General features: G+C 63.8%; 20 protein-coding genes. 5 read left to right on the top strand and 15 right to left on the bottom strand.

The genetic code is table 11. The features are described 5' to 3' along the window. Nucleotides 1-50: 50 nt before the first annotated feature. From cmk to mtnA, 6 genes are all read right to left on the bottom strand, one after another. A complete protein-coding gene (gene cmk, locus HU766_RS17440; RefSeq protein ID WP_186659300.1) occupies nt 51-737 on the bottom strand; it encodes a (d)CMP kinase in 687 nt (228 codons plus the stop codon). After that, on the bottom strand, nt 734-2,941 hold the full coding sequence (locus HU766_RS17435) for a bifunctional prephenate dehydrogenase/3-phosphoshikimate 1-carboxyvinyltransferase (protein WP_346656688.1): 2,208 nt from the start codon (nt 2,939-2,941) through the stop codon (nt 734-736). The genes cmk and HU766_RS17435 overlap by 4 nt, the downstream gene beginning before the upstream one ends. 109 nt (nt 2,942-3,050) lie before the next feature. Further along, nucleotides 3,051-4,145, bottom strand: coding sequence for a prephenate dehydratase (gene pheA / locus HU766_RS17430; RefSeq protein WP_033700696.1), 1,095 nt, complete (start codon nt 4,143-4,145; stop codon nt 3,051-3,053). Beyond that, on the bottom strand, nt 4,145-5,230 hold the full coding sequence (serC, locus tag HU766_RS17425; protein WP_186659296.1) for a 3-phosphoserine/phosphohydroxythreonine transaminase: 1,086 nt from the start codon (nt 5,228-5,230) through the stop codon (nt 4,145-4,147). Before serC ends, pheA begins: the two co-directional genes overlap by 1 nt. Before the next feature lie 124 nt (nt 5,231-5,354). After that, complete coding sequence (gene gyrA, locus HU766_RS17420) at nt 5,355-8,117, bottom strand: DNA gyrase subunit A (RefSeq protein WP_186659293.1); 2,763 nt, start codon at nt 8,115-8,117, stop codon at nt 5,355-5,357. 302 nt (nt 8,118-8,419) lie between these two features. Then, a complete protein-coding gene (gene mtnA, locus HU766_RS17415; protein ID WP_186659291.1) occupies nt 8,420-9,496 on the bottom strand; it encodes an S-methyl-5-thioribose-1-phosphate isomerase in 1,077 nt (358 codons plus the stop codon). A 110-nt stretch (nt 9,497-9,606) separates the two neighbouring features. Between mtnA and ubiG the strand changes: the two genes are divergently transcribed. From ubiG to HU766_RS17400, 3 genes are read left to right on the top strand one after another with little or no spacing between them, the layout of a single operon-like run. Then, nucleotides 9,607-10,305, top strand: coding sequence for a bifunctional 2-polyprenyl-6-hydroxyphenol methylase/3-demethylubiquinol 3-O-methyltransferase UbiG (gene ubiG, locus HU766_RS17410; RefSeq protein WP_033700701.1), 699 nt, complete (start codon nt 9,607-9,609; stop codon nt 10,303-10,305). A gap of 2 nt (nt 10,306-10,307) precedes the next feature. Next, complete coding sequence (mupP, locus tag HU766_RS17405) at nt 10,308-10,979, top strand: N-acetylmuramic acid 6-phosphate phosphatase MupP (protein WP_186659278.1); 672 nt, start codon at nt 10,308-10,310, stop codon at nt 10,977-10,979. A 42-nt stretch (nt 10,980-11,021) separates the two neighbouring features. Beyond that, complete coding sequence (locus tag HU766_RS17400; protein WP_186659275.1) at nt 11,022-11,762, top strand: YciK family oxidoreductase; 741 nt, start codon at nt 11,022-11,024, stop codon at nt 11,760-11,762. A gap of 66 nt (nt 11,763-11,828) precedes the next feature. Here the strand turns inward: HU766_RS17400 and HU766_RS17395 are convergent, their stop codons facing one another. The 7 genes from HU766_RS17395 to HU766_RS17365 form a co-directional block, all read right to left on the bottom strand. After that, nucleotides 11,829-12,614: an iron-containing redox enzyme family protein gene (locus HU766_RS17395; protein WP_186659273.1), complete on the bottom strand. Its 786-nt coding sequence runs from the start codon at nt 12,612-12,614 to the stop codon at nt 11,829-11,831. A gap of 62 nt (nt 12,615-12,676) precedes the next feature. Next, complete coding sequence (locus HU766_RS17390; RefSeq protein WP_186659272.1) at nt 12,677-15,133, bottom strand: EAL domain-containing protein; 2,457 nt, start codon at nt 15,131-15,133, stop codon at nt 12,677-12,679. A 126-nt stretch (nt 15,134-15,259) separates the two neighbouring features. Continuing rightward, complete coding sequence (locus HU766_RS17385; RefSeq protein WP_033700706.1) at nt 15,260-17,092, bottom strand: ABC transporter ATP-binding protein; 1,833 nt, start codon at nt 17,090-17,092, stop codon at nt 15,260-15,262. After that, entirely contained in the window at nt 17,085-17,717 is a 633-nt protein-coding gene (locus HU766_RS17380; RefSeq protein ID WP_033700707.1) for a DsbA family protein, read from the bottom strand. The genes HU766_RS17385 and HU766_RS17380 overlap by 8 nt, the downstream gene beginning before the upstream one ends. Nucleotides 17,718-17,720: 3 nt before the next feature. Further along, nucleotides 17,721-18,653, bottom strand: coding sequence for a rhodanese-related sulfurtransferase (locus HU766_RS17375; protein ID WP_186659271.1), 933 nt, complete (start codon nt 18,651-18,653; stop codon nt 17,721-17,723). Between the two features lie 116 nt (nt 18,654-18,769). Then, nucleotides 18,770-19,066, bottom strand: a complete 297-nt coding sequence (locus tag HU766_RS17370) for a BolA family protein (protein ID WP_033700710.1) — start codon at nt 19,064-19,066, stop codon at nt 18,770-18,772. 10 nt (nt 19,067-19,076) lie between these two features. Further along, on the bottom strand, nt 19,077-19,601 hold the full coding sequence (locus tag HU766_RS17365; protein WP_033700711.1) for a DUF2059 domain-containing protein: 525 nt from the start codon (nt 19,599-19,601) through the stop codon (nt 19,077-19,079). 154 nt (nt 19,602-19,755) lie between these two features. On the opposite strand from HU766_RS17365, the gene HU766_RS17360 reads away from it, so the two are divergent. Continuing rightward, nucleotides 19,756-21,150, top strand: coding sequence for a class II fumarate hydratase (locus HU766_RS17360; protein ID WP_186659270.1), 1,395 nt, complete (start codon nt 19,756-19,758; stop codon nt 21,148-21,150). Nucleotides 21,151-21,187: 37 nt separating this feature from the next. Here the strand turns inward: HU766_RS17360 and HU766_RS17355 are convergent, their stop codons facing one another. Together HU766_RS17355 and pap are read right to left on the bottom strand one after the other, a co-directional pair. Beyond that, nucleotides 21,188-22,153, bottom strand: coding sequence for a DMT family transporter (locus HU766_RS17355; protein WP_186659267.1), 966 nt, complete (start codon nt 22,151-22,153; stop codon nt 21,188-21,190). A gap of 130 nt (nt 22,154-22,283) precedes the next feature. Continuing rightward, the gene (gene pap, locus HU766_RS17350; protein WP_047581747.1) at nt 22,284-23,777 is read right to left on the bottom strand and encodes a polyphosphate:AMP phosphotransferase; all 1,494 of its coding nucleotides are present in this window, start codon (nt 23,775-23,777) and stop codon (nt 22,284-22,286) included. A gap of 121 nt (nt 23,778-23,898) precedes the next feature. Here pap and mnmC point away from each other — a divergent pair, with 121 nt between their 5' ends. After that, a complete protein-coding gene (gene mnmC, locus HU766_RS17345) occupies nt 23,899-25,866 on the top strand; it encodes a bifunctional tRNA (5-methylaminomethyl-2-thiouridine)(34)-methyltransferase MnmD/FAD-dependent 5-carboxymethylaminomethyl-2-thiouridine(34) oxidoreductase MnmC (protein WP_186659265.1) in 1,968 nt (655 codons plus the stop codon). Nucleotides 25,867-25,941: the final 75 nt, after the last annotated feature.

Here is a 25,941-nt window from a genome sequence, read left to right as displayed (position 1 = left end):
AGGAAAGCGGGCAGGACGTTGACTGGTGCACCTGCCTGCTCTCCTGGCTATCAGTGAAGGTCGCGTAGTGCGATCTCACTCCTGATACGTTGCAACACCTGCTCGATGGACAACTCGGTGGAGTCCAACTGAATGGCATCGGCCGCTGGTTTCAGCGGGGCCACTGCACGTTGGGTGTCACGCTCATCGCGTGCACGAATCTCATCCAGCAGACTCGACAGACTAACATCTTCGCCCTTGCCCTTCAACTGCAGGTAACGGCGACGTGCCCTCTCCTCCGCGCTAGCGGTGAGAAAGACCTTCAATGGCGCATCCGGGAACACCACGGTGCCCATGTCACGCCCGTCGGCAATCAGGCCCGGAGCCTCCTGGAATGCGCGCTGGCGCATCAGCAAGGCATCGCGCACGGCGGACAGCGAAGCCACCATCGAGGCGCCCGCACCGACGGTTTCGGTGCGGATGACGTTACTGACGTCCTCACCCTCGAGGATGATCTGTTGCAGCTTACCGGGCTCGGCCGCGATGAACTGCACATCCAGATGGGCGGCAAGCTGCTTGAGCAGCTCTTCGTTGGTCAGGTCGACACCGTGGTTGCTGGCGTTGAAGGCCAGCAGACGGTACAGCGCGCCGGAGTCCAGCAGCCGCCAGCCCAGCTCGCGGGCCAGCAGCCCGGCAACTGTGCCTTTCCCCGAACCGCTTGGCCCGTCGATGGTGATGACTGGCGCCTGGGTGTTCACGACTTGCCCTCTTCGGCCACACGAATGCCGACTTCGGCACACAGCGCCAGGAAGTTGGGGAACGAGGTGGCGACGTTGGCGCAGTCATGGATACGGATCGGCGCACTGGCGCGCAGCGAGGCAACACTGAAGGCCATGGCGATACGGTGGTCACCGTGGCCGTGCACTTCACCGCCGCCAATCAGGCCGCCGTCGATGATGATGCCATCCGGGGTCGGCTCGCACTTCACGCCCAGGCTGATCAGGCCGTCGGCCATCACTTGGATGCGGTCGGATTCCTTGACCCGCAGCTCTTCGGCACCGCGCAGCACAGTGCGCCCTTCGGCGCAGGCAGCGGCAACGAACAACACCGGGAACTCGTCGATGGCCAATGGCACCAGGTTTTCAGGGATGTCGATACCTTTCAGCTGGGCGCCGCGCACGCGCAGGTCGGCCACCGGCTCGCCGCCGACTTCACGCTGGTTCTCCAGGGTGATATCGCCGCCCATCAGGCGCAGGATGTCGATTACACCGGTACGGGTCGGGTTGATGCCGACATGCTCGAGCACCAGCTCCGAGCCCTGGGCGATCGAGGCCGCGACCAGGAAGAACGCCGCCGACGAGATATCGGCAGGCACTTCGATGCGGGTTGCAGTGAGCTTGCCGCCGGACTGCAGCGACGCCACCGGGCCATTGGTCTGCACCGCATAACCAAAGCCACGCAGCATGCGCTCGGTGTGGTCACGGGTCGGCGCAGGCTCGGTGACGGTGGTCTTGCCTTCGGCGTACAAGCCGGCCAGCAGCAGGCACGATTTAACCTGCGCACTTGCCATCGGCAGCGTGTAGGTGAGCGCCTTGAGCTTGTGGCCACCACGAATGGTCAGCGGTGGGCGGCCTTCGGGGCCGGTCTCGACCACTGCGCCCATTTCACGCAGGGGGTTGGCCACCCGGTTCATCGGGCGCTTGGACAGCGAGGCGTCACCGGTCATGGTCACGTCGAACGCCTGGCCGGCCAGCAGGCCGGACAACAGGCGCATCGAGGTGCCGGAGTTGCCCACGTAGATTGGCCCAGGTGGCGCCTTGAGGCCGTGCAGGCCGACGCCGTGGATGGTCACGCGACCCTGGTTCGGGCCTTCGATGACCACACCCATGTCACGGAAGGCCTGCAAGGTCGCCAGCGCATCCTCACCTTCGAGGAAGCCTTCGACCTCGGTCGTGCCTTCGGCCAGCGAGCCGAGCATGATCGAGCGGTGGGAAATCGACTTGTCGCCCGGTACGCGGATTCGCCCGGACAGGCGGCCACCCGGTTGGGCCAGGAAAATCAGATCGTTGGCGTTCATAGCGTCCACATAGGCCCGGCGGGCCAGGATTTTACTGAAATGCTCGCGGGCAACACGTGCGCGGGTGAATACACCCAGCAACTGATGCCCGTCCCCTGCATCGATCGCGTCGCGCAAGGCGTCGAGATCGCTGCGATATGTATCAAGCGTGCGCAGGACAGCTTCGCGGTTGGCGAGGAAGATGTCGTGCCACATGGTCGGGTCGCTGCCTGCGATTCTCGTGAAATCGCGAAAGCCCCCTGCAGCGTACCGGAAGATCTCGAGGTTTTCATTGCGCTTGGCCAGCGAATCGACCAGGCCGAAGGCCAGCAGGTGCGGCAGATGGCTGGTGGCAGCCAGCACTTCGTCATGGCGCTCGACCGGCATGTGTTCGACATCGGCATCCAGTGCGCGCCACAGGCGGTCGACCTTGGCCAGGGCGTCCGGGTCGGTTTCCGGCAGCGGCGTGAGGATGACTTTGTGGCGGCGGAACAGGGTGGCATTGGAGGCCTCTACCCCGCTTTGCTCGGACCCAGCGATCGGGTGGCCGGGGACGAAGCGCGACAGCCGCCCACCCAGCACCTGGCGCGCGGCGCGAACCACATTGCCCTTGGCGCTGCCGACGTCAGTGATCACCGCGTTGCCAAGGTCGAGCGGGGCCAGGCGCGCGAGGAGCTTTTCCATGGCCAGGATGGGGACTGCCAACTGGATGACGTCGGCGCCGACACAAGCGGCGGCGAGGTCTTCTTCGCAGCGGTCGACCACGCCCAGGGCCACGGCCTGCTTGCGCGAGGGGGCATCCAGGTCGACGCCGACCACTTCGCGACACAGGCCGCTTTCGCGCAGGCCCTTGGCGAAGGAGCCGCCGATCAGGCCCAGGCCTACGACGACCAGGCGCCCGATGATTGGCGCGGGTTTGTTTGTTACGGCATCTACCACGAGTGCGAACCCTGTTTAGAAATCAAGACAGTCTGCGGGGCCAATGGGGCTGCACAGCAGCCCCCAAGGCCATCAATCAAAGCACCGCCTTCGGATACGACCCCAGCACCTTCAGCCCCACAGCCTCCTGGCTGATCTGCTCCAGCACCGCCTTGATCAGCGGGTCACGGTGGTGGCCGACGAAGTCGATGAAGAACACGTAGGTCCACTTGCCGCTGCGCGACGGACGAGTCTCGATGCGGGTCAGGTCGATACCGTTCTGATGGAACGGCACCAGCAGCTCGTGCAGGGCACCTGGCTTGTTGCTCATCGAAACGATGATCGAGGTCTTGTCGTCGCCGGTCGGCGGCACTTCCTGGTTGCCGATCATCAGGAAGCGCGTCGAGTTGTCCGGACGGTCTTCGATCTTCTCGGCCAGGCGGGTCAGGCCATACAGGTTCGCCGCCATGTCGCCGGCGATCGCTGCCGAATTCCACTCACCCTTGACCCGCTTGGCTGCCTCGGCATTGCTCGAGACCGCCACGCGCTCAACGTTCGGGTAATGCGCATCCAGCCACTTGCGGCACTGGGCCAGGGACTGGGCGTGGGAGTAGATGCGGGTGATGCTGTCGGTCTTCGTGCTCTCGCCCACCAGCAAGTGGTGGTGGATGCGCAGCTCGACCTCACCACAGATCACCATGTCGTGCTCGAGGAAGCTGTCCAGGGTATGGCTGACCGCACCCTCGGTGGAGTTTTCCACCGGCACCACGCCGAAGTTGACGGCGCCAGCCGCCACTTCGCGGAACACTTCGTCGATGGCCGCCATCGGGCGGCTGATCACGGCATGGCCGAAGTGCTTCATCGCCGCGGCCTGAGTGAAGGTGCCTTCAGGGCCCAGGTAGGCGATTTTCAGCGGCTCTTCCAGGGCCAGGCAGGACGACATGATCTCGCGGAACAGCCGCGCCATCTCTTCATTGCCCAGCGGCCCCTTGTTGCGTTCCATGACCCGCTTGAGCACAGCTGCTTCGCGCTCAGGGCGGTAGAACACCGGCTTTTCGCCCTCGGCGAGCGTGGCGGTCTTGACCCTGGCCACTTCCTGGGCACAACGGGCGCGCTCACTGATCAGCTCGAGGATCTTCTCGTCGAGGCTGTCGATGCGAACACGCAGCGCCTTCAACTCGTGTTCGGACATCAGCCGTGCTCCTTCTCGAATTCGGCCATGTAGCCAACCAGCGCTTCTACCGCTTCCAGGCCCAGGGCGTTGTAGATCGAGGCGCGCATGCCGCCGACCGAACGATGGCCCTTGAGGTTGAGCAGGCCACGGGCGTCGGCACCGGCCAGGAACGCTTTATCCAGGCGCTCGTCGGCCAGACGGAACGGCACGTTCATCCACGAACGGGCATTGATGCTGATCGGGTTGGTGTAGAAGTCGCTGGCGTCGATGAAGCCGTACAGGCGGTCTTTCTTGGCGCGGTTGCGCTGCTCCATCGCTTCGACACCACCCTGCTCCTTGAGCCACTCGAAGACCAGGCCCGAGAGGTACCAGGAATACGTGGCCGGGGTGTTGTACATCGAGCCGTTGTCGGCCGAGACCTTGTAGTCGAGCATGGTCGGGCAGCTGCTGCGGGCCCGGCCCAGCAAGTCTTCGCGAACGATCACCACCACCAGGCCGCTTGGGCCGATGTTTTTCTGCGCGCCGGCGTAGATCAGGCCGAACTGCGACACATCGATCGGGCGGGAGAGGATATCGGACGACATGTCGACCACCAGCGGAACGTCGCCGGTCTCGGGAACCCAGTCAAACTGCAGGCCACCAATGGTCTCGTTGGACGCATAGTGGACGTAAGCTGCGTTCTTGGTCAGGCTCCAGTCGTTCTGCCCCGGGATAGCCAGGTAATCGTAGGGCTTGGCGCTGGCGGCGACATTGATGTTGCCGAAACGGCGCCCTTCCTCGATGGCCTTCTTCGACCAGATGCCGGTTTCAACATAGTCGGCGGTACCGTTTTCCGGCAGCAGGTTCAGTGGGATTTCGGCGAACTGCTGGCTGGCACCACCCTGCAGGAACAGGACCTTGTAGTTGGAGGGGATGGACAGCAGGTCACGCAGGTCCTGCTCGGCCTTCTCGGCGATGGCCACGTAATCGTCGCTGCGATGGCTCATTTCCATCACCGACAAGCCCTTGCCATGCCAGTCCAGCATTTCGGCCTGGGCGCGCTGCAGGACAGCGTCAGGAAGCGCAGCAGGGCCTGCGCAGAAGTTAAAGGCTCGTTTGCTCACATCCACTCTCGCTCTGCCAAAATAGAACAAATCGTCACTTGCTGGCCCCGCCCCTGTAGGAGCGGCCTGCTCAATCAGTCAAACGGGGCGACCTTGGTCGCCCCGTTCGGGTTGTTGCGTGTGCTTACTCTTGCGGTGCCTCTTCGGCGCCCGCGCCGTCATCATCGACAGCCTCCGGCGCGTCACCTTCCGGGCCCGCCTCGACCAACTCGTCGAGCTCTTCCTCGGATGGCTCCTGGATACGCTCCAGGCCGACCAGCGTTTCGTCCGCCGCCAGCTTGATCAGCGTCACACCCTGGGTGTTACGGCTCAGGCTGGACACCTCGCCAACCCGTGTCCGCACCAAGGTGCCCTGGTCGGAGATGAGCATGATCTCTTCGCCTTCCTGAACCTGAATGGCACCGATCAACAGACCGTTGCGCCCCTTGGTGCCCATGGCGATCACGCCCTGGCCACCACGGCCGCGACGCGGGAACTTGGACAACGGCGTACGCTTGCCGAAGCCACGCTCGGAGGCGGTGAGGATCTGCGCGCCGGACTCAGGGATCAGCATCGAAATGATCTGCTGCCCCTTGCCCAGCTTCATGCCGCGCACACCACGGGCGGTACGGCCCATTTCGCGCACCACGCTCTCGGCGAAGCGGATCACCTTGCCGGCGTCGGAGAACATCATGACTTCCTTGGCACCATCGGTGATGGCCGCGGCAATCAGGGTGTCGCCTTCTTTAAGCTTCAGGGCGATCAGGCCGTTGGAGCGCGGACGGGCGAACTGCACCAGCGGGGTTTTCTTGACGGTACCCGAAGCGGTTGCCATGAAGATGTACGCGCCCGTCGGCTCAGCCACCCACTCAAGGGTGTCGCCGTCTTCTTCGTCGATTTCTTCCGCTTCGACCACTTCGCCTTCGATCACGCTGTCGTCGCCGTCTTCCAGCTCTTCATCCGGATCGGCGCTTTGCTGCAGGGCTTCGAGGTCGATCTGCAGCATGGCGGTGATGCGCTCACCTTCTTCCAACGGCAGCAGGTTGACCAGCGGGCGGCCACGGGCAGCGCGGGAGGCCTCCGGGATCTCGTAGGTCTTCTTCCAGTACACCTTGCCCTTGCTGGAGAACAGCAACAGGGTGGCATGGCTGTTGGCGACCAACAGGTGCTCGATGTAGTCCTCGTCCTTCACACCGGTCGCCGACTTGCCTTTGCCGCCACGGCGCTGGGCCTGGTAGGCGGACAGCGGCTGGGTCTTGGCATAGCCACCGTGGGAGATGGTCACCACGCGCTCTTCTTCCGGGATCATGTCGCCGTAGTTGAGGTCGTGGCTGGCGTTGAGAATTTCGGTGCGGCGGGCATCGCCGTATTCGGCACGGATCGCTTCCAGCTCTTCGCGGATCACTTCCATCAGGCGCTCGGCGCTGCTGAGGATGCGGATCAGTTCGCCGATCTGCTCGAGGATTTCCTGGTACTCGGCCAGCAGCTTCTCGTGCTCGAGGCCAGTCAGGCGGTGCAGGCGCAGGTCGAGGATCGCCTGGGCCTGTTCCGGCGACAGGTAATACTTGCCTTCGCGCAGGCCGAATTGCTCTGGCAGGTCTTCAGGGCGGCAGGAGTCGGCGCCGGCGCGCTCGACCATCACCTGCACCGCGCTGGACTCCCAGGCAGTGGCAATCAGCGCTTCCTTGGCTTCCGACGGCGTCGGCGAAGCCTTGATCAGGGCGATGACCGGGTCGATGTTGGACAGCGCAACCGCCTGGCCTTCAAGGATGTGGCCACGCTCGCGAGCCTTGCGCAGCTCGAACACGGTACGGCGCGTGACCACTTCACGGCGGTGACGGACGAACGCTTCGAGCAGGTCCTTGAGGTTGAGCAGGCGCGGGCGACCGTCGATCAATGCCACGACGTTGATGCCGAACACGCTCTGCAGCTGGGTCTGCTGATAGAGGTTGTTGAGCACTACCTCCGGCACCTCGCCGCGACGCAGCTCGATGACGATGCGCATGCCGTCCTTGTCGGACTCGTCGCGCAGCTCGGTGATGCCTTCGATCTTCTTCTCTTTGACCAGCTCGGCGATCTTCTCGATCAGGCGCGCCTTGTTCAGCTGGTACGGCAGCTCGGTGACGACGATCTGCTGGCGGCCACCGACCTTGTCGATGTCCTCGACCTCGGAGCGGGCACGCATGTAGATGCGGCCACGGCCGGTGCGGTAGGCCTCGATGATGCCCTGACGGCCGTTGATGATGCCGGCAGTCGGGAAGTCCGGGCCCGGGATGAACTGCATCAGCTCATCGATGGTGATTTCCGCGTTGTCGATCAGCGCCAGGCAGCCGTCGATGACCTCGCCGAGGTTGTGCGGCGGGATGTTGGTCGCCATGCCCACGGCGATACCGCTGGAGCCGTTGACCAGCAGGTTGGGGATCCGGGTCGGCATGACCGCAGGGATCTGCTCGGTGCCGTCATAGTTGGGCACCCAGTCGACAGTCTCTTTGTGCAGGTCGGCCAGCAGCTCGTGGGCCAGCTTGGCCATGCGCACTTCGGTGTATCGCATGGCTGCAGCGTTGTCGCCGTCCACCGAACCGAAGTTGCCCTGGCCGTCGACCAGCAGATAGCGCAGCGAGAACGGCTGGGCCATACGCACGATGGTGTCGTAGACCGCAGTGTCGCCGTGCGGGTGGTACTTACCGATCACGTCACCGACCACACGGGCGGACTTCTTGTACGGTTTGTTCCAGTCGTTGCCCAGTTCGCTCATCGCATAGAGAACGCGACGATGCACGGGCTTCAAGCCGTCACGTGCATCGGGCAGCGCTCGCCCGACAATCACGCTCATCGCGTAGTCGAGGTAAGACTGTCTCAGTTCGTCTTCGATATTGACCGGGAGGATTTCTTTGGCCAGTTCGCCCATGAGAAGCCTGATTCCTTTTTCTGGTGAAACTTCGCAGCTCCATCAAGGGCCGAACGAAGCTCGCCGCCGCGACGCGCAGTGGTGCGACGACTTACGACAAATCAATGAGTTGTGCCATGGATCTGCGCAAATTTGGCCGCCGTGATGGGCGGTCTTGGAAACTGCCGGATGTTATCACAAAGGCGGTGCTGGTGGGGAGATGTGTAGCCGTGACGTTGCGTCGCGAAAGGGGCTTGCAGCGGCCCTAGTTTTTTTGTGATGCGGCAGGGATGGCCGGGGCTGCTGCGCAGCCCCCACCCGGATCAGTGCAGGCGCTTGCGGCACATCAATTGAGCCAGCTTGACGGTATCCGGGCGCTCGACCATGCCACGCTCGGTCACGATCACGTCGATCAGGTCCGCCGGGGTCACATCAAATACCGGGTTGAACACCTCGACATCCGGTGCTACGCGGGTGCCAGCGTAATCCAGCAACTCGTCGGCATCGCGCTCTTCGAGCGGGATATCCTCGCCCGTGGCCAGGTTCAGGTCGATGCTGGTGCTCGGCGCCACCACCATGAAGCGCACACCGTGGTGCATGGCACTGACCGCCAATTGATAGGTGCCGATCTTGCTCGCCACATCGCCATTGGCGGCAATGCAGTCGGCACCGACCACCACCCAGGTAATGCCCTTGGTCTTCATCAGGTGGGCCAGGGCCGAATCGGCGCACAACGTGACCGGGATGCCTTCGTTGGCCAGCTCCCAGGCAGTCAGGCGCGAGCCTTGCAGCCAGGGGCGGGTCTCGCCGGCGTAGACCCGCTCGACCATGCCTTCCAGGTACCCCGCACGGATCACCCCCAGCGCGGTGCCGAAACCACCGCTGGCCAGGGCGCCGGCATTGCCGTAGGTGAGCAGGGTCTGGGCATTGCCCTGATGACGGCGAATCAGCTCGATGCCGTGCTGGGCCATGGTCAGGTTGGCTTCGCGATCGCTTTCATGGATCGCCACTGCTTCGGCCTCCAGCACCGCCAGCACGTCGTCTTCCGGGCGCAGGCGCTGCAGGCGCTCGCGCATGCGGTTCAGCGCCCAGAACAGGTTGGCAGCGGTGGGGCGCGCTTCAGCCAGGCTGAGGAAGTCCTCTTCCAGGTCGAGCTCCCAGTCGCCGCCCTCGGCCAGCCGCTCTTCCAGGGCCAGGACCAGGCCGTAGGCCGCAGCAATACCGATGGCCGATGCGCCGCGCACGGCCATGTCACGGATCGCTGCCACCACCTGCGCGACATTGTCGCAGGCCAGCCAGCATTCCTGCGACGGCAGCAAGCGCTGGTCGAGCAGATGCAGAACGCCGCCTTGCCAGCGGATCGCGGTCACCTTCTCCGCCGCCAAAAGTCGCTCGCGCATCGCCTCTCCCCGTCGTTCGGATATCAAAAGCCGGCGATTATAGCGACCCTCGGCCTTGAGCGCTCGGGTATACTCCGGCCCAATTTAGCGAAGTTTCAGAGGACTCTTAAATGAGCAACGTCGACCACGCCGAAATTGCCAAGTTCGAAGCCTTGGCCCACCGCTGGTGGGACCGTGAAAGCGAGTTCAAGCCGCTGCATGAAATCAACCCGTTGCGCGTCAACTGGATCGACGAGCGGGTCGGCCTGGCTGGCAAGAAGGTGCTGGACGTGGGCTGCGGTGGCGGCATTCTCAGCGAATCCATGGCCCTGCGTGGCGCCAAGGTAACCGGCATCGACATGGGCGAGGCACCGTTGGCGGTGGCCCAACTGCACCAGCTGGAATCCGGTGTCGAGGTGGAGTATCGGCAGATCACCGCCGAGGCGCTGGCCGAAGAAATGCCAGAGCAGTTCGACGTGGTCACCTGCCTGGAGATGCTCGAGCACGTCCCCGACCCTTCGTCGGTGATCCGCGCCTGCTACCGCATGGTCAAGCCCGGCGGCCAGGTGTTCTTCTCCACCATCAACCGCAACCCCAAGGCCTACCTGCTGGCCATCGTCGGCGCCGAGTACGTGCTGAAGATGCTGCCGCGCGGCACCCACGACTTCAAGAAGTTCATCCGCCCCTCGGAGCTTGGCGCCTGGAGCCGCGCTGCCGGCCTTGAGGTCAAGGACATCATCGGCCTGACCTACAACCCGCTGACCAAGCACTACAAGCTGTGCGGCGATGTGGACGTCAACTACATGATCCAGACCCTGCGCGAGGAATGAGCATGCGTTTGCGAGCGGTACTCTTCGACATGGACGGCACCCTGCTCGACACGGCGCCGGACTTCATCGCCATCTGCCAGGCCATGCTCGCCGAACGCGGTTTGCCGGCGGTGGACGACAACCTGATCCGCGGGGTGATTTCCGGTGGCGCCCGCGCCATGGTCGCCACCACCTTCGCCATGGACCCGGAGGCCGAAGGTTTCGAGGCACTGCGCCTGGAATTCCTCGAGCGCTACCAGCGCGACTGCGCGGTGCACAGCAAGCTGTTCGACGGCATGAGCGAGCTGCTGGCCGACATCGAAAAAGGCAACCTGCTGTGGGGCGTGGTCACCAACAAACCGGTGCGCTTCGCCGAACCGATCATGCAACGCCTGGGCCTGGCCGAGCGCTCGGCGCTGCTGATCTGCCCGGACCACGTGAAAAACAGCAAGCCCGACCCCGAACCGCTGATCCTGGCCTGCAAGACCCTGAACCTGGACCCGGCCAGCGTTCTGTTCGTCGGCGATGACCTGCGCGATATCGAGTCTGGCCGCGATGCCGGCACCCGCACGGCGGCGGTGCGCTACGGCTATATTCATCCAGAAGACAACCCCAACAACTGGGGTGCCGACGTGGTGGTGGACCACCCGCTGGAACTGCGCAAGGTGATCGACAGCGCGCTGTGCGGCTGCTGAGCGTCAAGCGCCAGCACCGCCCATAGAAATAGGGAATAGACAATGTTCGACTACACCGCCCGCCCCGACCTGCTCAAAGGCCGGGTCATCCTGGTTACCGGTGCCGGCCGCGGCATCGGCGCCGCTGCCGCCAAGGCTTATGCCGCACTGGGCGCCACCACGCTGCTGCTGGGCAAGACCGAAGCCAACCTCAACGAGGTCTACGACCAGATCGAGGCCGCCGGGCACCCGCAACCGGTGGTGATTCCGTTCAACCTGGAAACCGCCCTGCCCCACCAGTACGACGAGCTGGCGGTCATGATCGAAGACCAGTTCGGGCGCCTCGACGGCCTGCTCAACAACGCCTCGATCATCGGCCCGCGCACGCCACTGGAGCAGTTGTCGGGTGACAACTTCATGCGCGTGATGCACATCAACGTCGATGCCACCTTCATGCTCACCAGCACCCTGTTGCCACTGCTCAAGCTGTCGGAGGACGCCTCGGTGGTGTTCACCTCCAGCAGCGTCGGGCGCAAAGGCCGGGCTTACTGGGGCGCTTACGGGGTGTCGAAGTTCGCCACCGAAGGCCTGATGCAGACCTTGGCCGACGAACTGGAAGGGGTTGCACCCGTGCGCTCCAACAGCATCAACCCAGGCGCCACGCGCACGGCGATGCGGGCCCAGGCCTACCCGAGCGAGAACCCGCAGAACAACCCGCTGCCGGAAGAGATCATGCCGGTGTACCTGTACCTGATGGGGCCGGACAGCACCGGGGTGAATGGGCAGGCGTTCAACGCCCAGTGATTTGTGGGCTGTCTGTGCTGGCCTCTTTGTCGGTAAGCCCGCGAAGAGGCCAGCACAGGCAGACGATCAGCCTGCCGCCAAGGCCGGCCGCACCCGCCCCTGCTGACGCCCTTCCAGCTGCATGCAGTGCTCCAGGAACAGGTGCATGCAGTCGTAGCTCTTGCAGATCGCCCGGCGCAATTCGGTACGCAACCCCAGCGTCGGGTTCTCCCCCGCCAAGGTGCAGATGATTTCCAGCGCTTCCCACGGGTGCGCATCGTCGTACTGCGCATGCATCTTCAGCCACTTCATGGCGCGCTTGCGCTGGTCCTCGGGGAAGCCCATGGCATAGGTGTCATTGGCGCACACCACCGCTGACCACTCCCCGGTCGCGCCTTCGATGGCATAGTTGGTCGCCGCCATGGAAATCGCCAGGTTTTCGGTGGCACACACCCGCCAGCACCAGTCGTTTAGCCCGTTCAATTCAGGCGGTACTTCCTGGGCCTGCAGCTCATGCAGGTGAATGCCATGGGCATGGCACCAGTGCACCCAATAGTCGGCATGGTTGAGTTCGACCCGGATGTTGCGCATCAACCAGCGCCGCGCCATGTCTTCGCCAGGGTGGCGGCCATAGCGGGTCTTGGTCAGGTTATGGGCCATGTACAGCGAAAACTGCTCGACCACCGGCCAGCCGCCGATCAGGTACTGACGGATGGTCGATGGCTTCAGCCGACCATCGCGCAGGCGCTCGTACAGTTCATGCTCGACCACCCGGCGCTTGCTTTCGCGGCACTCTTCTATGAGTTGCTGAGCCCATTGGGGGTAACTGGCGGGGTCCATCAGTGGCCCGATACGAACGAATGCATCAATCACTTTCAGCTCCTTGATCCATGTGATTTTTCGGACGTCTTGTGTCAGCGAAAGCCGCTGTCTAGCTAGCGAAATGTGCCAGGTGCCCGCTGCAACAGAGTCCTGGCGGCGATCCGTTGGCGTTGCAGACTGTCACAGGTGAACACCTGGGGGCGTTCGATCAGGTAGCCCTGGGCGTAATCCACGCCGATTTCCTGCAGGGCCTGCTCGATCAAGGGGGTTTCGACGAACTCGGCAATGGTCCGCTTGCCCATCACATGACCGATGTGGTTGATGACCTCCACCATGGCTCGATTGACCGGGTCGTCGAGCATGTCTTTGACGAAACTGCCGTCTATCTTCAGAAAATCCACGGGCAAATGCTTCAAATAGGCGAACGACGACATCCCGGCACAGAAGTCGTCGAGCGAGAACCTGCAGCCTAGCCCTTTCAGTTCGTTGATGAAGCGAATGGCACTGCCAAGGTTGGCAATCGCACTGGTTTCGGTGATCTCGAAGCAGATCATGCGCGGCGGAATGGCGTACTCGACGAACAACCGCTGCAGGTACTCGAGAAACTTGTCGTCACCAATGCTCGACCCCGACAAGTTGATCGCGCAGATGGACAATGGCCCTTCGCGGCCTTCATCCAGGCACTGGCGGATGACCTGAAACACATTACGCACCACCCAGCGGTCAAGAGCGGTCATCAGGCCGTAACGTTCGGCCGCCGGGATGAAGCTGCTGGGCAGGATGGTACGGCCACTCTCATCATGCAGGCGCAGCAGGATCTCGATATGCCCAGGGCCATCGATGGCCTTCAACGCGGCGATTTCCTGGGCATACAGGCAGAAGCGGTTTTCTTCAAGGGCCACGTGCAAGCGCTGTATCCAGGCCATCTCGCCAAAGCGCATGGACAGCTCGCTGTCGTCGGCGTGGTACACCTGGACCCGGTTGCGACCCTTTTCCTTAGCCATGTAGCAGGCCATGTCGGCGGCGCGCAGCAAGGTTTCCAGGGTGCCGGGTGCCTGCGCCATGTTCACCAGGCCAATGCTCACCGTGGTGACGAACGGCCGCCCCTTCCACACAAAATGCAGGCTCTGGACCATCTGGCGCAACTGCTCGGCAATGCGCTCGGCCTGGTCTGGCGGGCAGTTTTCCAGCAGCACGCCGAACTCGTCACCGCCCAGCCGGGCCAGGGTGTCGCCTTCACGCAGGCCGGACTGCAACACGGCGCAGATATGCCGCAACAGCTCGTCACCCGCAGCATGGCCACAGGTATCGTTGACCAGCTTGAACTGGTCCAGGTCGAGGAACATCAGCGAATGCCGCCCCGCCTGGCGCGCCAGGCCGTTGAGCGCCAGCTCCAGGCGGTATTCGAACTCGCGGCGGTTGGCCAGGCCGGTCAAGGCGTCATGGGTCGCCTGCCAGGACAGGTTGGCGATGTACTGGCGCTCCTGGGTCATGTCGTGCAGTACCAGCACGATGCCACTGACCTGCCCGTCGCTGACAATGGGCGAACCCACCAGGTTGATCGACACGGTGCTGCCATCCAGGCGCTGGATCAGCCTGGCATGCTCGGCGCCACCCCTGAGGCTGCCGCTGAGTACCTGCTCGACCAGGCTGCGGCCATCTTCCTCGGCCTGTTCGTCCACCAGGCTGAACAACGCCGAAAGCGGCAAGCCCTGAGCCTGCCCGGCCTGCCAGTGGGTAAGCTGTTCGGCGGCGGGGTTCATGTAGCCGATGCTGCCTTCGACGTCGGTGGTAATGACTGCATCGCCAATGGCCTGCAGGGTAATCTGCGCCCGCTCCTTTTCTGCTTGCAAGGCACTGGCGAATGCCTGGCGCTGGGCCAGCAACTTGCTGGAACGGCGCCAGGCGATGGTGATGAGGACCAGCGCGGTGAGCAAGTTGGTGATCAGCAACACATGCAGCAGCATGCGCGACCCCTCCCCCAGCGCGTCGCTGAAGGCCCTGGCGGCCGGGGTGACCCCTTCGTTGATGGCGACGATACGGGCCTTCCAGTCGCTGATGGTGCGGGCATCGACCGGGCCGTCGGCAAACCCTTTGCGCATTTCGCTGGCAAGCACGTCCAGCTGGCCCAGGTAGCGGTCGCCGATGTCCCAGTAGTCGATGGCCGTCTGCATGTAGCTGATGTTGCGGAAGTTGCGATAGAACCAGATGATGCGCTCGACATCGTTGGCGTGGTTGCCACCCTGCAGCACAGCTTGGCGCGCAGCGTTCAGGTCTGGGTTGGGCTGATCGAGTACCTTACGCAGTTGGTGGTCGCCTTGGGGCACCGTGATGGCCTGGCGATAGCGCTGGTACGTGCCCTCATCCCGGTTGTCCGCATACAGGTTGAGGTAATAGATGGCGTCTTTCTGAGCCTTGGACCACAAGCTCTCGCCCGCTACATAGGCGCGCACCGCCGAGAGCGTGTAAAGGCTGATACTGCCCAGCGCCGCCTGGAAAACCACGACGGCGATGAAGGGCCAGATGATACCGAGCAACTTCGGCGCTTCTAGAGTGCGATGTCCCTTCATGGAGTCCCTGTCACAGAGCAGATAAGGCTCGAATCAACCCAGACAAGCACAGCGTAGGCCATTTGCCATCTGCGTGGAGGGGATTTTTATGCCAGCCTGGCAGCCTATTCAGCCTGTTGGGGGGGCTCAGGTTTGCTGAAGGTGCCCGTATAGCTTGGCGTACAACCCACCGTCGGCAATCAGTTGCTGATGGTCGCCATCTTCAGCCACATGCCCGCCATCGAACACCAGCACCCGATCAGCCTGCTTCACTGCCGACAGGCGGTGGGCGATGATCAGTGTGGTACGGCCATCGAGGAAACGTGCCAGGGCCTGGTGCAGGTTGTACTCGGTGGCGGCATCCAGCGCCGAGGTGGCTTCGTCGAGGATCACCACCTTGGGTTCGGCCAGCACCATCCGGGCAATGGCCAGCCGTTGCCGCTGCCCCCCGGACAGGCGCACGCCAGAGCGCCCGACCACGCTATCCAGGCCTTGCGGCAAAGCCGCGATGGTGGCGTCGAGCTGGGCAATGCGCAGCGCCTGCCAGCAGGCGTCGTCGCTGCAGTCGCGACCCATGGTCAGGTTGGCGCGTACGCTGTCGTTGAACAGCGAAGGGTGCTGCAGCACCACCGCGACGTTTTCGCGCAGGGTCTCCAGGCCGATCTCCTGCAGGCTGGCACCGCCAAAGCGGATGGTCCCCGCCTGGGCGCTGTACAGGCCAAGCAGCAGTTGCACCAAGGTGCTCTTGCCGCCGCCACTGGCCCCCACGATGGCCACCTTCTCGCCCGGGGCGATGGACAGGTCGAGGTGGTCGAGCACTGGCTCCTCGGCATAGGCAAAGCGCAGGTCGCGAACCTCGATGCCCACCGTCTCGCGACCCGCAAACGGGTCAGTGGCGGCCGGGTACTGCGGCTCGTCGGCACGCGCCAGCAACTCGTTGAGCCGGCTCAGGGCACCGCCAGCGGCATAGTAGGCGTATTGCAGGTTGAGCAGTTGCTCCACCGGGCCGATCATGAACCACAGGTAGCTGAACACGGCCAGCATCTGGCCGATCGACAGGTCGGAAAACAGCACCGTTAGCATCGCCGCAGCGCGGAAGATGTCGATGCCGAACTGGAACAACAAACCACTGGCGCGGCCACTGGCGTCGCTTTTCCATTGCGAGTCCACGGCGTAGTCGCGCACTTCCCGCGCACGCAGGCCAAGCCGACCGAGGAAGTAGCCCTGGCGGTTGCCGGCACGGATCTCCTGGATGGCGTCGAGGGTTTCCGACAGCGCCTGGGTAAAGCGCGCGGTGCTGTCGTTTTCAAGCTTCTTCAGGTGCTTGACCCGTTTGCCCAGCTGCACGGTGAAGTAGATCACCAGGGGGTTGAACAACAGGATCAGCAGCGCCAGCTGCCAGTGCATCCAGATCAGTATCGCCGCCGTACCGGTCAGGGTCAGCATGGCCACCAGGAAGCGGCTGAGGGTCTCGCCGACGAACTTGTCGAGGGTGTCCAGGTCGGTGACCAAGTGAGTGGTCACAGTGCCACTGCCCAGGCTTTCGTATTCCTTGAGGGAAATCCGCTTGAGCCGCTCGATCAGGCGGATGCGCAGGCGGTAGACGATGTCCTTGGCCAACCCGGCGAACAGCTTGGCCTGCACCACGTTGAAGGCCAGGGCCGCCAGGCGCAGGCAAAGCGTCAGCGCCAGCATCAGGCCGATATAGCCAGCGGCCACCTGCCAGTTGGCCGGCAGCACCTGGTTCATCCACTTCAGCGCAGCATCGCCGTTGCCAAGCAGCACTTCGTCCACCAGCAGCGGTAGCAGCAAAGGGATCGGCACGCTGCAACAGGCCGCCAGTACGGCAATCAGGTTGGCGGACCAGAGGTTTTTCTTGTGATGCAGGGCCAGGCGGCGGATTTCCGCCCAGCTCAGGCGATCGGCCGCACTGTGAGGCTTCCCAGGCACAGGGTCGGGTGACCCAGGCACATCAAGCACAGGCAGCCTGCTGCAGCCAGCGGCCGAGCAAGGGTTGCAGGCGCTCCAGCGGCTGGTAGCCGTTGGTCAGCAACGCCAGCTGGCCGTTGCGCTCGGCCAGCAGGGTGGGGAAACCGGCGATACCCAGGTCCTGCGCCCAGGTGAAATCAGCGGCGGTGGCCACACGGGTGTCGGCGCGGGCGAAGGCCTCGGCGAACGCCGCACGGTCAAAGCCTGCCTGTTCGGCCAGTTCGACCAGTTGCGGCGCGGTGGTGACGTCGACGCCGGCCGCGTAGAACGAGCCCTGGATCAGCGCCAGCAGTGGCCAGACGCGCTCGGCGTCCAGCTCGCGGGCAGTGACCAGGGCGCGGCAGGCAGGCTCGGTGTCGTAGACGAACCCATCGGGCATGGCGCCCTCGAAACGAAACGGCTGACCGGTGGCTTCGGCCACCGCCTGCCAATGTTCGAGGATGTACTTGCGGGTCGAGGCATCCAGGGCGCTGCCGCCCGTGCGCAGGCCGCCTGGCACCACGCGGGTCGGCACGCCGGCATCACGTGCCTGGGCGATCAGGGCCGCAGCCACCGGCGCGAAGCCCCAGCACCAGGAGCACATCGGGTCCATCACATAAAGCAGGCGTGCAGACATGCATCAGGCCTCGGCTTTGTAGTTGTAACCGATCGGGTGCGGCAGGTTGCGCGCCTTGGCCAGCTCGATCTGCTTCTGCCGGTCGATGGCGCTGCGGCGAGTCTTCTCGCTCAGGCTGTCCCAGCAGTGCGGGCAGCTCACACCTGGCGAGTAGTGCTCGGACGCGCGTTCCTCTGCATTGATCGGATGGCGGCAGGCATGGCACTGGTCATATTCGCCCTCGCTCAGGTCATGACGCACCGTGACGCGGTTGTCGAAGACGAAGCAATCGCCGTCCCACAGGCTTTCTTCCTGAGGCACTTCTTCGAAGTACTTCAGGACGCCACCTTTAAGATGATAGACCGCCTCGAAGCCTTCACCGAGCATGTAGCTGGAGGCTTTTTCGCAACGGATGCCACCGGTGCAGAACATCGCCACCTTCTTGTGCTTGCTCGGGTCGAAGTTGGCCTTGATGTAGTCGGGGAACTCGCGGAAGGTTTCGGTCTTGGGGTCGACGGCGCCCTTGAACGTGCCAATGGCCACTTCGTAGTCGTTGCGGGTATCGATCAGCAGCACTTCAGGGTCGCTGATCAGGGCGTTCCAGTCCTTGGGCTCGACGTAGGTCCCCACCTGCTGGTTGGGGTCAACGCCCGGTACGCCGAGGGTGACGATCTCTTTCTTGAGCTTGACCTTGGTGCGGTAGAACGGCTGCTCGTCGCAGTACGATTCCTTGTGGTCGACATCCACCAGACGCGGGTCATTGCGCAGCCAGGCGAGCAGGCCGTCGATGCCTTCGCGGGTGGCCGACACGGTGCCGTTGATGCCTTCGTTGGCCAGCAGCAGGGTGCCTTTGACGTCATTGTCGAGCATGGCCTTGAGCAGTGGCTCGCGCAGTTCGACGTAGTCTTGCAGGGTGACGAACTTGTACAGCGCCGCGACGACGATCGGTTGTGACATGAAACTGAATCTCCTGGTGGTTGCCCTCGTAAGGGGCGGACCGGGTTGGACAAAAAGCAGGGGGCCGCAAAGCGGCCCCCGGATGGTGCAGATTCTACCAGATCAACAAAAAGGATTCAGTGCCCACCGCCTGCACACACCGGCGAGGCCGGTGCAACACCCACCTTGGCCCACTCCTCGGCAGTGTACGTGTGGATGGCCAGGGCATGAATCTCGCCCATCAGCTCACCCATGGTGGCGTAGACCTTTTGGTGGCGCTTGACGCTATTCAGCCCGGCAAACTGCTCGCTGACGATCACTGCCTTGTAGTGGGTCTCCTGACCACGACTGTGCATGTGACTTTCATTGAGCACTTCCAGGTGTTGCGGCGCCAGCGTTGCCAGTTGTTGCTCGATGCGGTGCTGCATGCTCATCACGCGTTACTCACTTCTTGGCGGGGACGGCAGCCTTGCCAGCGTTCGGGTCAAGCTCTTTGGTCATGTCTTCGAGCAGCTTGTTGACCACCGGCACTGCTGGTTCCAGGCTCTGCTGGGTGAGCTGCGCCGACTGCTGGGTAACCTTTGGCATTTCGCGCAACACTTTCTTGCCCAGCGGCGACTCGTAGAACTTGACCAGGTCCTTGAGCTCGGTCTCGGTGAAGGTCGCGGTGTACAAGTCGACCATTTTCGGCTTCAGCTTGTTCCAGCCGATGGCGTTGTCCAGGGCGGCATTGGCCTTGGCCTGGTAGCTTTCCAGTACCGGCTGCTTCGACGAAGGCGCTTTGGTCTGGGCAAAGCGCTGGGCGAACATCTGTTGGACCTGCATATAGACCGGAGTGCCCAGCTTGTCGGCGTTGGCCAGGGTCAGGAATTTCTCGGCGGCAGCGTTGTGACTGGCGGTGGCAGCGAGTACCTGGCCGCTGGCACAGGCCAGGGCGACGGCGGCACAGAGGACACGGAGACGGGTCATTGCATTTCCTTCAAAAGAGGGAGGCGGGTACCTCAGAGATGAGCATTCTGCGCTGTGGTGGCGATGTGCTCAAGTGGGGACGACGAGCGATGGAACCGCTCTGTCGAATCAGGGCCTAAACTGCGATTTCGAACCACAAAGGAGTGAGCGCAGAATGAGCCGTATCGAGACAGACAGCCTGGGCCCGGTCGAAGTTCCTGAGGACGCCTACTGGGGTGCGCAGACCCAGCGTTCGCTGATCAACTTCGCCATTGGCAAGGAACGCATGCCCCTCGCGGTGCTGCACGCCCTGGCGCTGATCAAGAAGGCTGCGGCACGGGTCAACGATCGCAACGGTGACCTGCCGGCCGAAATCGCCCGGCTGATCGAGCAAGCCGCCGACGAAGTGCTCGACGGTCAGCATGACGATCAGTTCCCGCTGGTGGTCTGGCAGACCGGCAGCGGCACCCAGAGCAACATGAACGTCAACGAAGTCATCGCCGGCCGTGCTAACGAACTGGCCGGCAAGGGCCGCGGCGGCAAGACGCCGGTGCACCCCAACGACCACGTCAACCGCTCGCAGAGTTCCAACGACTGCTTCCCCACGGCCATGCACATTGCCGCAGCCCAGGCGGTGCATGAGCAGTTGCTGCCGGCGATCGCCGAGCTGTCGGCAGGGCTGGCCGAGCTGTCGGCGCGCCACCAGAAGCTGGTCAAGACCGGCCGCACGCACATGATGGACGCCACGCCGATCACCTTCGGCCAGGAGGTTTCCGCCTTCGTCGCCCAGCTCGACTATGCCCAGCGCGCCATCCGCGCCACCCTGCCCCCGGTCTGTGAGCTGGCCCAGGGCGGCACGGCCGTGGGAACAGGCCTGAACGCGCCACACGGCTTCGCCGAAGCCATCGCCGCAGAGCTGGCCGCGCTGTCCGGCTTGCCGTTCGTCACCGCGCCCAACAAGTTTGCGGCGCTGGCCGGCCATGAACCGCTGACCAGCCTGGCCGGGGCCTTGAAGACCCTGGCCGTGGCATTGATGAAAATCGCCAACGACCTGCGCCTGCTCGGCTCCGGCCCGCGTGCAGGGCTTGCCGAAGTGCGCCTGCCAGCCAACGAGCCGGGCAGCTCGATCATGCCTGGCAAGGTCAATCCGACCCAGTGCGAGGCGCTGTCGATGCTGGCCTGCCAGGTGCTGGGCAACGACGCGGCGATCGGTTTTGCCGCCAGTCAGGGCCACTTGCAGTTGAACGTGTTCAAACCGGTGATCATCCACAACCTGCTGCAGTCGGTGGAACTGCTGGCCGACGGCTGCCGCAACTTCCAGCGACACTGCGTGGCCGGCATCGAGCCCGACGCCGAGCAGATGGCGGCGCACCTAGAGCGCGGTTTGATGCTGGTGACCGCGCTGAACCCGCACATCGGCTATGACAAGGCAGCGGAGATTGCCAAGAAGGCGTATGGCGAGGGCAAGACCTTGCGCGAGGCGGCACTGGAGTTGAAGTACCTGACCAATGAGCAGTTCGATCAGTGGGTGCGGCCGGAGAACATGCTGGCACCGGGCGGCAAGGGCTGATTCAGCGGCTGCCGCTACTGGCCCTTAGCGGCGCAGGTTATAGATGCACCTGCGCCAGGCGGGCCTTTCTCGCCCGCCAGCCAGCGACCAACGAAGGCCCCAGCGCCACCATCGCCGACCCCAGCACCACCGTCACCGCGCCCAGATACCCCAGGGCATTGATGTCCTCGGCATGCACATACGCCGGCCACATCCAGGCCGCAATAGCCACTGCCACAAAAGTCACCAGCGGCGTCAACGCCAACGTCGCACTCACCCGCGAAGCCTCCCAATGCGCCAGGGCTTCGGCGAAGGCACCATACGCCACCAGGGTATTCAGGCAGCAGGCCAGCAACAGCCAGCCCTGCAGCGGCGACAGTTGCAACGCTTCCAGCGGATGCACCCAAGGCGTGAGCAGCGCGGCGCAAAACAGGTAGATCACCATCATCACCTGCTGTGAGTGCCATACCGTCAGCAGCTGCTTCTGGCTCAGGGCGTAAAACACCCAGATGCTGGTCGCCAGCAAAATGGTCAACACGCCTGTGGTGTATGCGCCGAGCGAGGTCAGCAGTTCTTCCAGGCGCTGGTTGAAGAACAGGCCGAACCCCCCGATCAGAATCAGCAGGCCCACCCCCTGCCCCAGGCTGAACCGCTCTTTGAACACGAACACGCTGGCCACCAGCAACAGTACCGGGCCGACCTGTACAACCAGTTGTGCGGTGCCAGGGCTGAGCAGCTTGAGGCCGATCAGGTACAGCACGTAGTTGCCCATCAGGCCGAGCACGGCCACAGCCACCAGCCCTTTGCCCTTGCGCCCGAGCTTGCCGAACGCTGGCAGCCGGCGATTGGCCCCCAGCCAGGCGAACAACAGCCCACCGGAAACCAGCAGGCGGTACCAGGTGACGGTGACCGGGTCCATCACCAGCAGCACCTGCTTGAGCTTGATCGGCAGGATGCCCCACAGCAGCGCGGTCAGAAGTGCCAGGAACAGGCCATAGACCCTGCGTCCGGAAGTGGTGTGCATAAAACCCTCGTTCAAGCCCGTGGTGGGGGTGGTTGGATTCTACGGGCTTGACGGGTGGCAGCGGGGCAAACAGCCGTGAAAAGAATTCATCAGGTCATTCCGCCGCGGCATGGCTGAACCCCCACTGGGGCTATTTTTTGTCTTTGGCAAATGCCGCTTCCAGCGCCTCGTTGATAGTGCGCAATACCTTCACCCGTGCCCAGCGTTTGTCGTTGGCTTCGACTAGCGTCCACGGTGCGATCTCGCTGCTGGTGCGGTCTACCATGTCGCCCACCGCCTCGGTATACAGGTCCCACTTTTCGCGGTTGCGCCAGTCGTCCTCGGTGATCTTGTAGCGCTTGAACGGGATCTGCTCGCGTTCCTCGAAGCGCTCCAGCTGGGTCTGCTGGTCGATCGCCAGCCAGAACTTGACCACCACCACGCCCGCATTCACCAACTGCTCTTCGAAATCATTGATCTCGCTGTAGGCGCGCATCCAGTCGGCCGGGGTGCAGAAACCCTCGACCCGCTCCACCAGCACCCGGCCATACCAGGACCGGTCGAAGATGGTGAACTTGCCCCGCGCCGGAATCTGCCGCCAGAACCGCCACAGGTACGGCTGCGCCCGCTCGTCTTCGCTGGGCGCGGCAATCGGCACGATACGGTACTGGCGTGGGTCCAGCGCGGCTGCCACCCGGCGGATCGCGCCGCCCTTGCCGGCCGCATCGTTACCTTCGAACACCGCCACCAAGGCATGCCGGCGCATGTGTTTGTGGCGCAGCAGGCCGGCCAGGCGCGCCTGCTCGGTCACCAGTTGCTCCTGGTAATCCTGCTTGTCCAGGCGCAGGGTCATGTCCAGGGCGCCGATCAGGCTGCGCTGGTCGATGCTGCGGCCCAACGGCGCGACGTTGCCGTGGTGCTTGCCCTTGGGGTTGTTGGCCAGTGCGGCTTGCAGGCTCTCCAGTAGAATGCGCCCCACCGCCAGGCTGCGATAGTAAGGGTCGACCCCCTCGACCACGTGCCAGGGCGCGTAGTCACGGCTGGTACGGCGCAGTACGCGCTCGCCAAACCGCACGAAGCGGTCGTAGGTCTCGGATTGCTGCCAGTCCAGCGGGCTGATCCGCCAGCTGTGCAGCGGATCGTCCTTGAGCGCCTTGAGGCGGGCTTTCATCTGTTTCTTGGAGAGGTGGAACCAGAACTTGATGATCAGCGCGCCTTCGTCGCACAGCATCTGTTCCAGCCGTTCGGCGCCGGTGATGGCCTGGTCGAGTACCGCGTCCTTGAATACCCCGTGCACACGCCCCTGAAGCATCTGGCTGTACCAGTTGCCAAAGAACACCCCCATCCGCCCTTTCGGTGGCAGCGCCCGCCAGTAGCGCCAGGCCGGTGGCCGGGCCAGTTCCTCGTCGGTCTGCTGGTCGAAGGTGAGCACATCGATCATGCGCGGGTCCATCCACTCGTTGAGCAGCTTGACCGTCTCGCCCTTGCCAGCCCCTTCGATGCCGTTGATCAGCACAATCACCGGGAACCGCGCCTGCTGCTTGAGCTCGTACTGGGCTTCGAGCAGCGCTTCGCGCAGGGCAGGCACTTCGGCGTCGTAGGTTTCCTTGTCGATGCTGTGACCGATTTCGGCGGATTCGAACATGCAGTGGCTCCTTCAATGGATAAACAAGACTAGCGGATTTGTGCTGTGGCTGTGCCGCTGCAACCTGCGCAAAGAGCGTAGATGGCATAAAATCCCGGCATCCGCTGCAACCGAGCCCACCATGTCCACCCTCCTCCAGCATGCCCAGATCGACTGGGACGACCAGGGCCGCCCCCATTCGCGGCAGTACGACGATGTGTACTTCGCGGTCAACGAAGGCATCGAAGAAACCAAACATGTCTTCCTCGGCCAGACGCGCCTGGGCGAACGCTTCGCCGACCTGGCGCCGCACGCCTGCCTGGTGATCGGCGAAACCGGGTTTGGCACCGGCATGAATTTTTTCTGCGCCTGGCAGTTGTTTGACGAACACGCCCATGCCGACGCCCGCCTGCATTTCGTCAGTGTCGAAAAGTACCCGCTCGGCCACGCCGACATGGCCAGGGCAGTACGCCTATGGCCAGAGCTGGCTGCTTTTACCGAGCCATTGCTTGAGCAGTACGTGGCGGTGCACCCGGGGTTCCAGCAGTTCACCTTCGACAACGGTCGGGTCACCCTGACGCTGTTGATCGGTGATGTGCTCGAACAACTGCCGCAGCTCGATGCACACATCGATGTGTGGTTCCTCGATGGCTTCGCCCCGGCCAAGAACCCCGACATGTGGACCCCTGAACTGTTCGCGCAACTGGCGCGGCTGTCACACGCGGGCACCGTACTGGGCACCTTCACCACCACTGGCTGGGTGCGGCGCAGCTTGGTCGAAGCCGGCTTCGCCATGAAGAAAGTGCCGGGGATCGGCAAGAAGTGGGAGGTGATGAGCGGCGCCTACACTGGGCCGACAGCCACCCGTCAGTACGTGCCCTGGTATGGCCGCCCGCACAGTGTCGAAGGGCCGCGCGAAGCCTTGGTGATCGGGGCCGGGCTGGCGGGCAGTGCCACTGCCGCCAGCCTGGCCAGGCGTGGCTGGCAGGTTACGGTACTGGAACGTCACGACGCCCCCGCCCGGGAAGCGTCCGGCAACCCGCAAGGGGTGCTGTACCTCAAGCTGTCCGCCCATGGCACCGCCCTTTCGCAGATGATCCTGGCCGGTTTCGGCTATACCAGGCGCCAGCTCGAAAGCCTGCAGCGTGGCCGCGATTGGGATGCCTGTGGGGTGCTGCAGCTGGCGTTCGACAACAAGGAAGCCGAACGCCAGGGCAAGCTGGCCGCAGCCTTCGACCCTGACCTGTTGCGCGCGCTGGGCCGTGAAGAAGCCGAGGCGCTTGCCGGGGTGGCCCTGCCGGCAGGCGGCCTGTTCTACCCGCAAGGCGGCTGGGTACACCCGCCGGCCCTGTGCCTGGCGCAGTTGCAGCACCCCGGGGTTCGGCTGCTGGTGCACCATGAGGCGGTCGCGCTGCGCAAGGTCGATGACCTGTGGCAGGCCTGGGATGGCGAGCGCCTGCTGGCCAGCGCCCCCCTGGTGGTGCTGGCAGGTGCCGCCGATGTACGGCGTTTCGAGCCCTGCGCACAGTTGCCGCTCAAGCGCATCCGCGGGCAGATCACCCGCCTGCCGGCGACCGACAGCAGCCGTGCCCTGCGCACGGTGGTGTGCGCAGACGGCTATGTAGCGCCCCCGTGGGAGGGCGAACATACGCTGGGCGCCAGCTTCGACTTCCACAGTGAAGACTTGGCGCCGACCGTTGCCGAACATAAAGGCAACCTGGCATTGCTGGATGAGATCTCCGCCGACCTGGCACAGCGACTGGATATTGCCTCGCTCGACGCCGAGCAGTTGCAGGGCCGTGCAGCGTTCAGGTGCACCAGCCCCGATTACCTGCCGATCGTCGGGCCGATGGCCGACCCGCAGGTGTTCGCCGAAACCTTTGCCGTGCTGGCCAGGGATGCGCGGCAGGTGCCGGAAGTGGACTGCCCCTGGCTCGACGGGCTGTATGTGAACAGTGGGCACGGGTCACGGGGGTTGATCACCGCGCCGCTGTCGGGCGAATTGATTGCTGCATGGGTGTGTAGCGAGCCGTTGCCGGTGCCTCGTGCTGTGGCTGAAGCGTGCCATCCGAACCGGTTTGCCTTGCGCAGGTTGATTCGCGGTAAGTGAAAGGGTTGGGGCATGGCTGGAGATCAGTTGCGCCTGTGAGATCGAGCGCCGCGCGGGCGGCGCTCGATCTCACAG

Source organism: Pseudomonas sp. SWRI77 (assembly GCF_014269105.1).
GTDB classification, from domain to species: domain Bacteria; phylum Pseudomonadota; class Gammaproteobacteria; order Pseudomonadales; family Pseudomonadaceae; genus Aquipseudomonas; species Aquipseudomonas capeferrum.
The sequence above is the reverse complement of the archived record's forward strand: the minus strand, read 5'-3'. Positions and strand labels throughout refer to the sequence as shown.

What these genes read in the sequence shown, in the direction of transcription:
- HU766_RS17375 (WP_186659271.1), bottom strand. Translation starts at nt 18,653, where the DNA reads ATGTCACAACCGATCGTCGTCGCGGCGCTGTACAAGTTCGTCACCCTG.
- gyrA (WP_186659293.1), bottom strand. Translation starts at nt 8,117, where the DNA reads ATGGGCGAACTGGCCAAAGAAATCCTCCCGGTCAATATCGAAGACGAA.
- HU766_RS17355 (WP_186659267.1), bottom strand. Translation starts at nt 22,153, where the DNA reads ATGCACACCACTTCCGGACGCAGGGTCTATGGCCTGTTCCTGGCACTT.
- HU766_RS17365 (WP_033700711.1), bottom strand. Translation starts at nt 19,601, where the DNA reads ATGACCCGTCTCCGTGTCCTCTGTGCCGCCGTCGCCCTGGCCTGTGCC.
- HU766_RS17380 (WP_033700707.1), bottom strand. Translation starts at nt 17,717, where the DNA reads ATGTCTGCACGCCTGCTTTATGTGATGGACCCGATGTGCTCCTGGTGC.
- HU766_RS17370 (WP_033700710.1), bottom strand. Translation starts at nt 19,066, where the DNA reads ATGAGCATGCAGCACCGCATCGAGCAACAACTGGCAACGCTGGCGCCG.
- mupP (WP_186659278.1), top strand. Translation starts at nt 10,308, where the DNA reads ATGCGTTTGCGAGCGGTACTCTTCGACATGGACGGCACCCTGCTCGAC.
- HU766_RS17390 (WP_186659272.1), bottom strand. Translation starts at nt 15,133, where the DNA reads ATGAAGGGACATCGCACTCTAGAAGCGCCGAAGTTGCTCGGTATCATC.
- HU766_RS17400 (WP_186659275.1), top strand. Translation starts at nt 11,022, where the DNA reads ATGTTCGACTACACCGCCCGCCCCGACCTGCTCAAAGGCCGGGTCATC.
- pheA (WP_033700696.1), bottom strand. Translation starts at nt 4,145, where the DNA reads ATGTCCGAACACGAGTTGAAGGCGCTGCGTGTTCGCATCGACAGCCTC.
- pap (WP_047581747.1), bottom strand. Translation starts at nt 23,777, where the DNA reads ATGTTCGAATCCGCCGAAATCGGTCACAGCATCGACAAGGAAACCTAC.
- mnmC (WP_186659265.1), top strand. Translation starts at nt 23,899, where the DNA reads ATGTCCACCCTCCTCCAGCATGCCCAGATCGACTGGGACGACCAGGGC.
- mtnA (WP_186659291.1), bottom strand. Translation starts at nt 9,496, where the DNA reads ATGCGCGAGCGACTTTTGGCGGCGGAGAAGGTGACCGCGATCCGCTGG.
- ubiG (WP_033700701.1), top strand. Translation starts at nt 9,607, where the DNA reads ATGAGCAACGTCGACCACGCCGAAATTGCCAAGTTCGAAGCCTTGGCC.
- HU766_RS17360 (WP_186659270.1), top strand. Translation starts at nt 19,756, where the DNA reads ATGAGCCGTATCGAGACAGACAGCCTGGGCCCGGTCGAAGTTCCTGAG.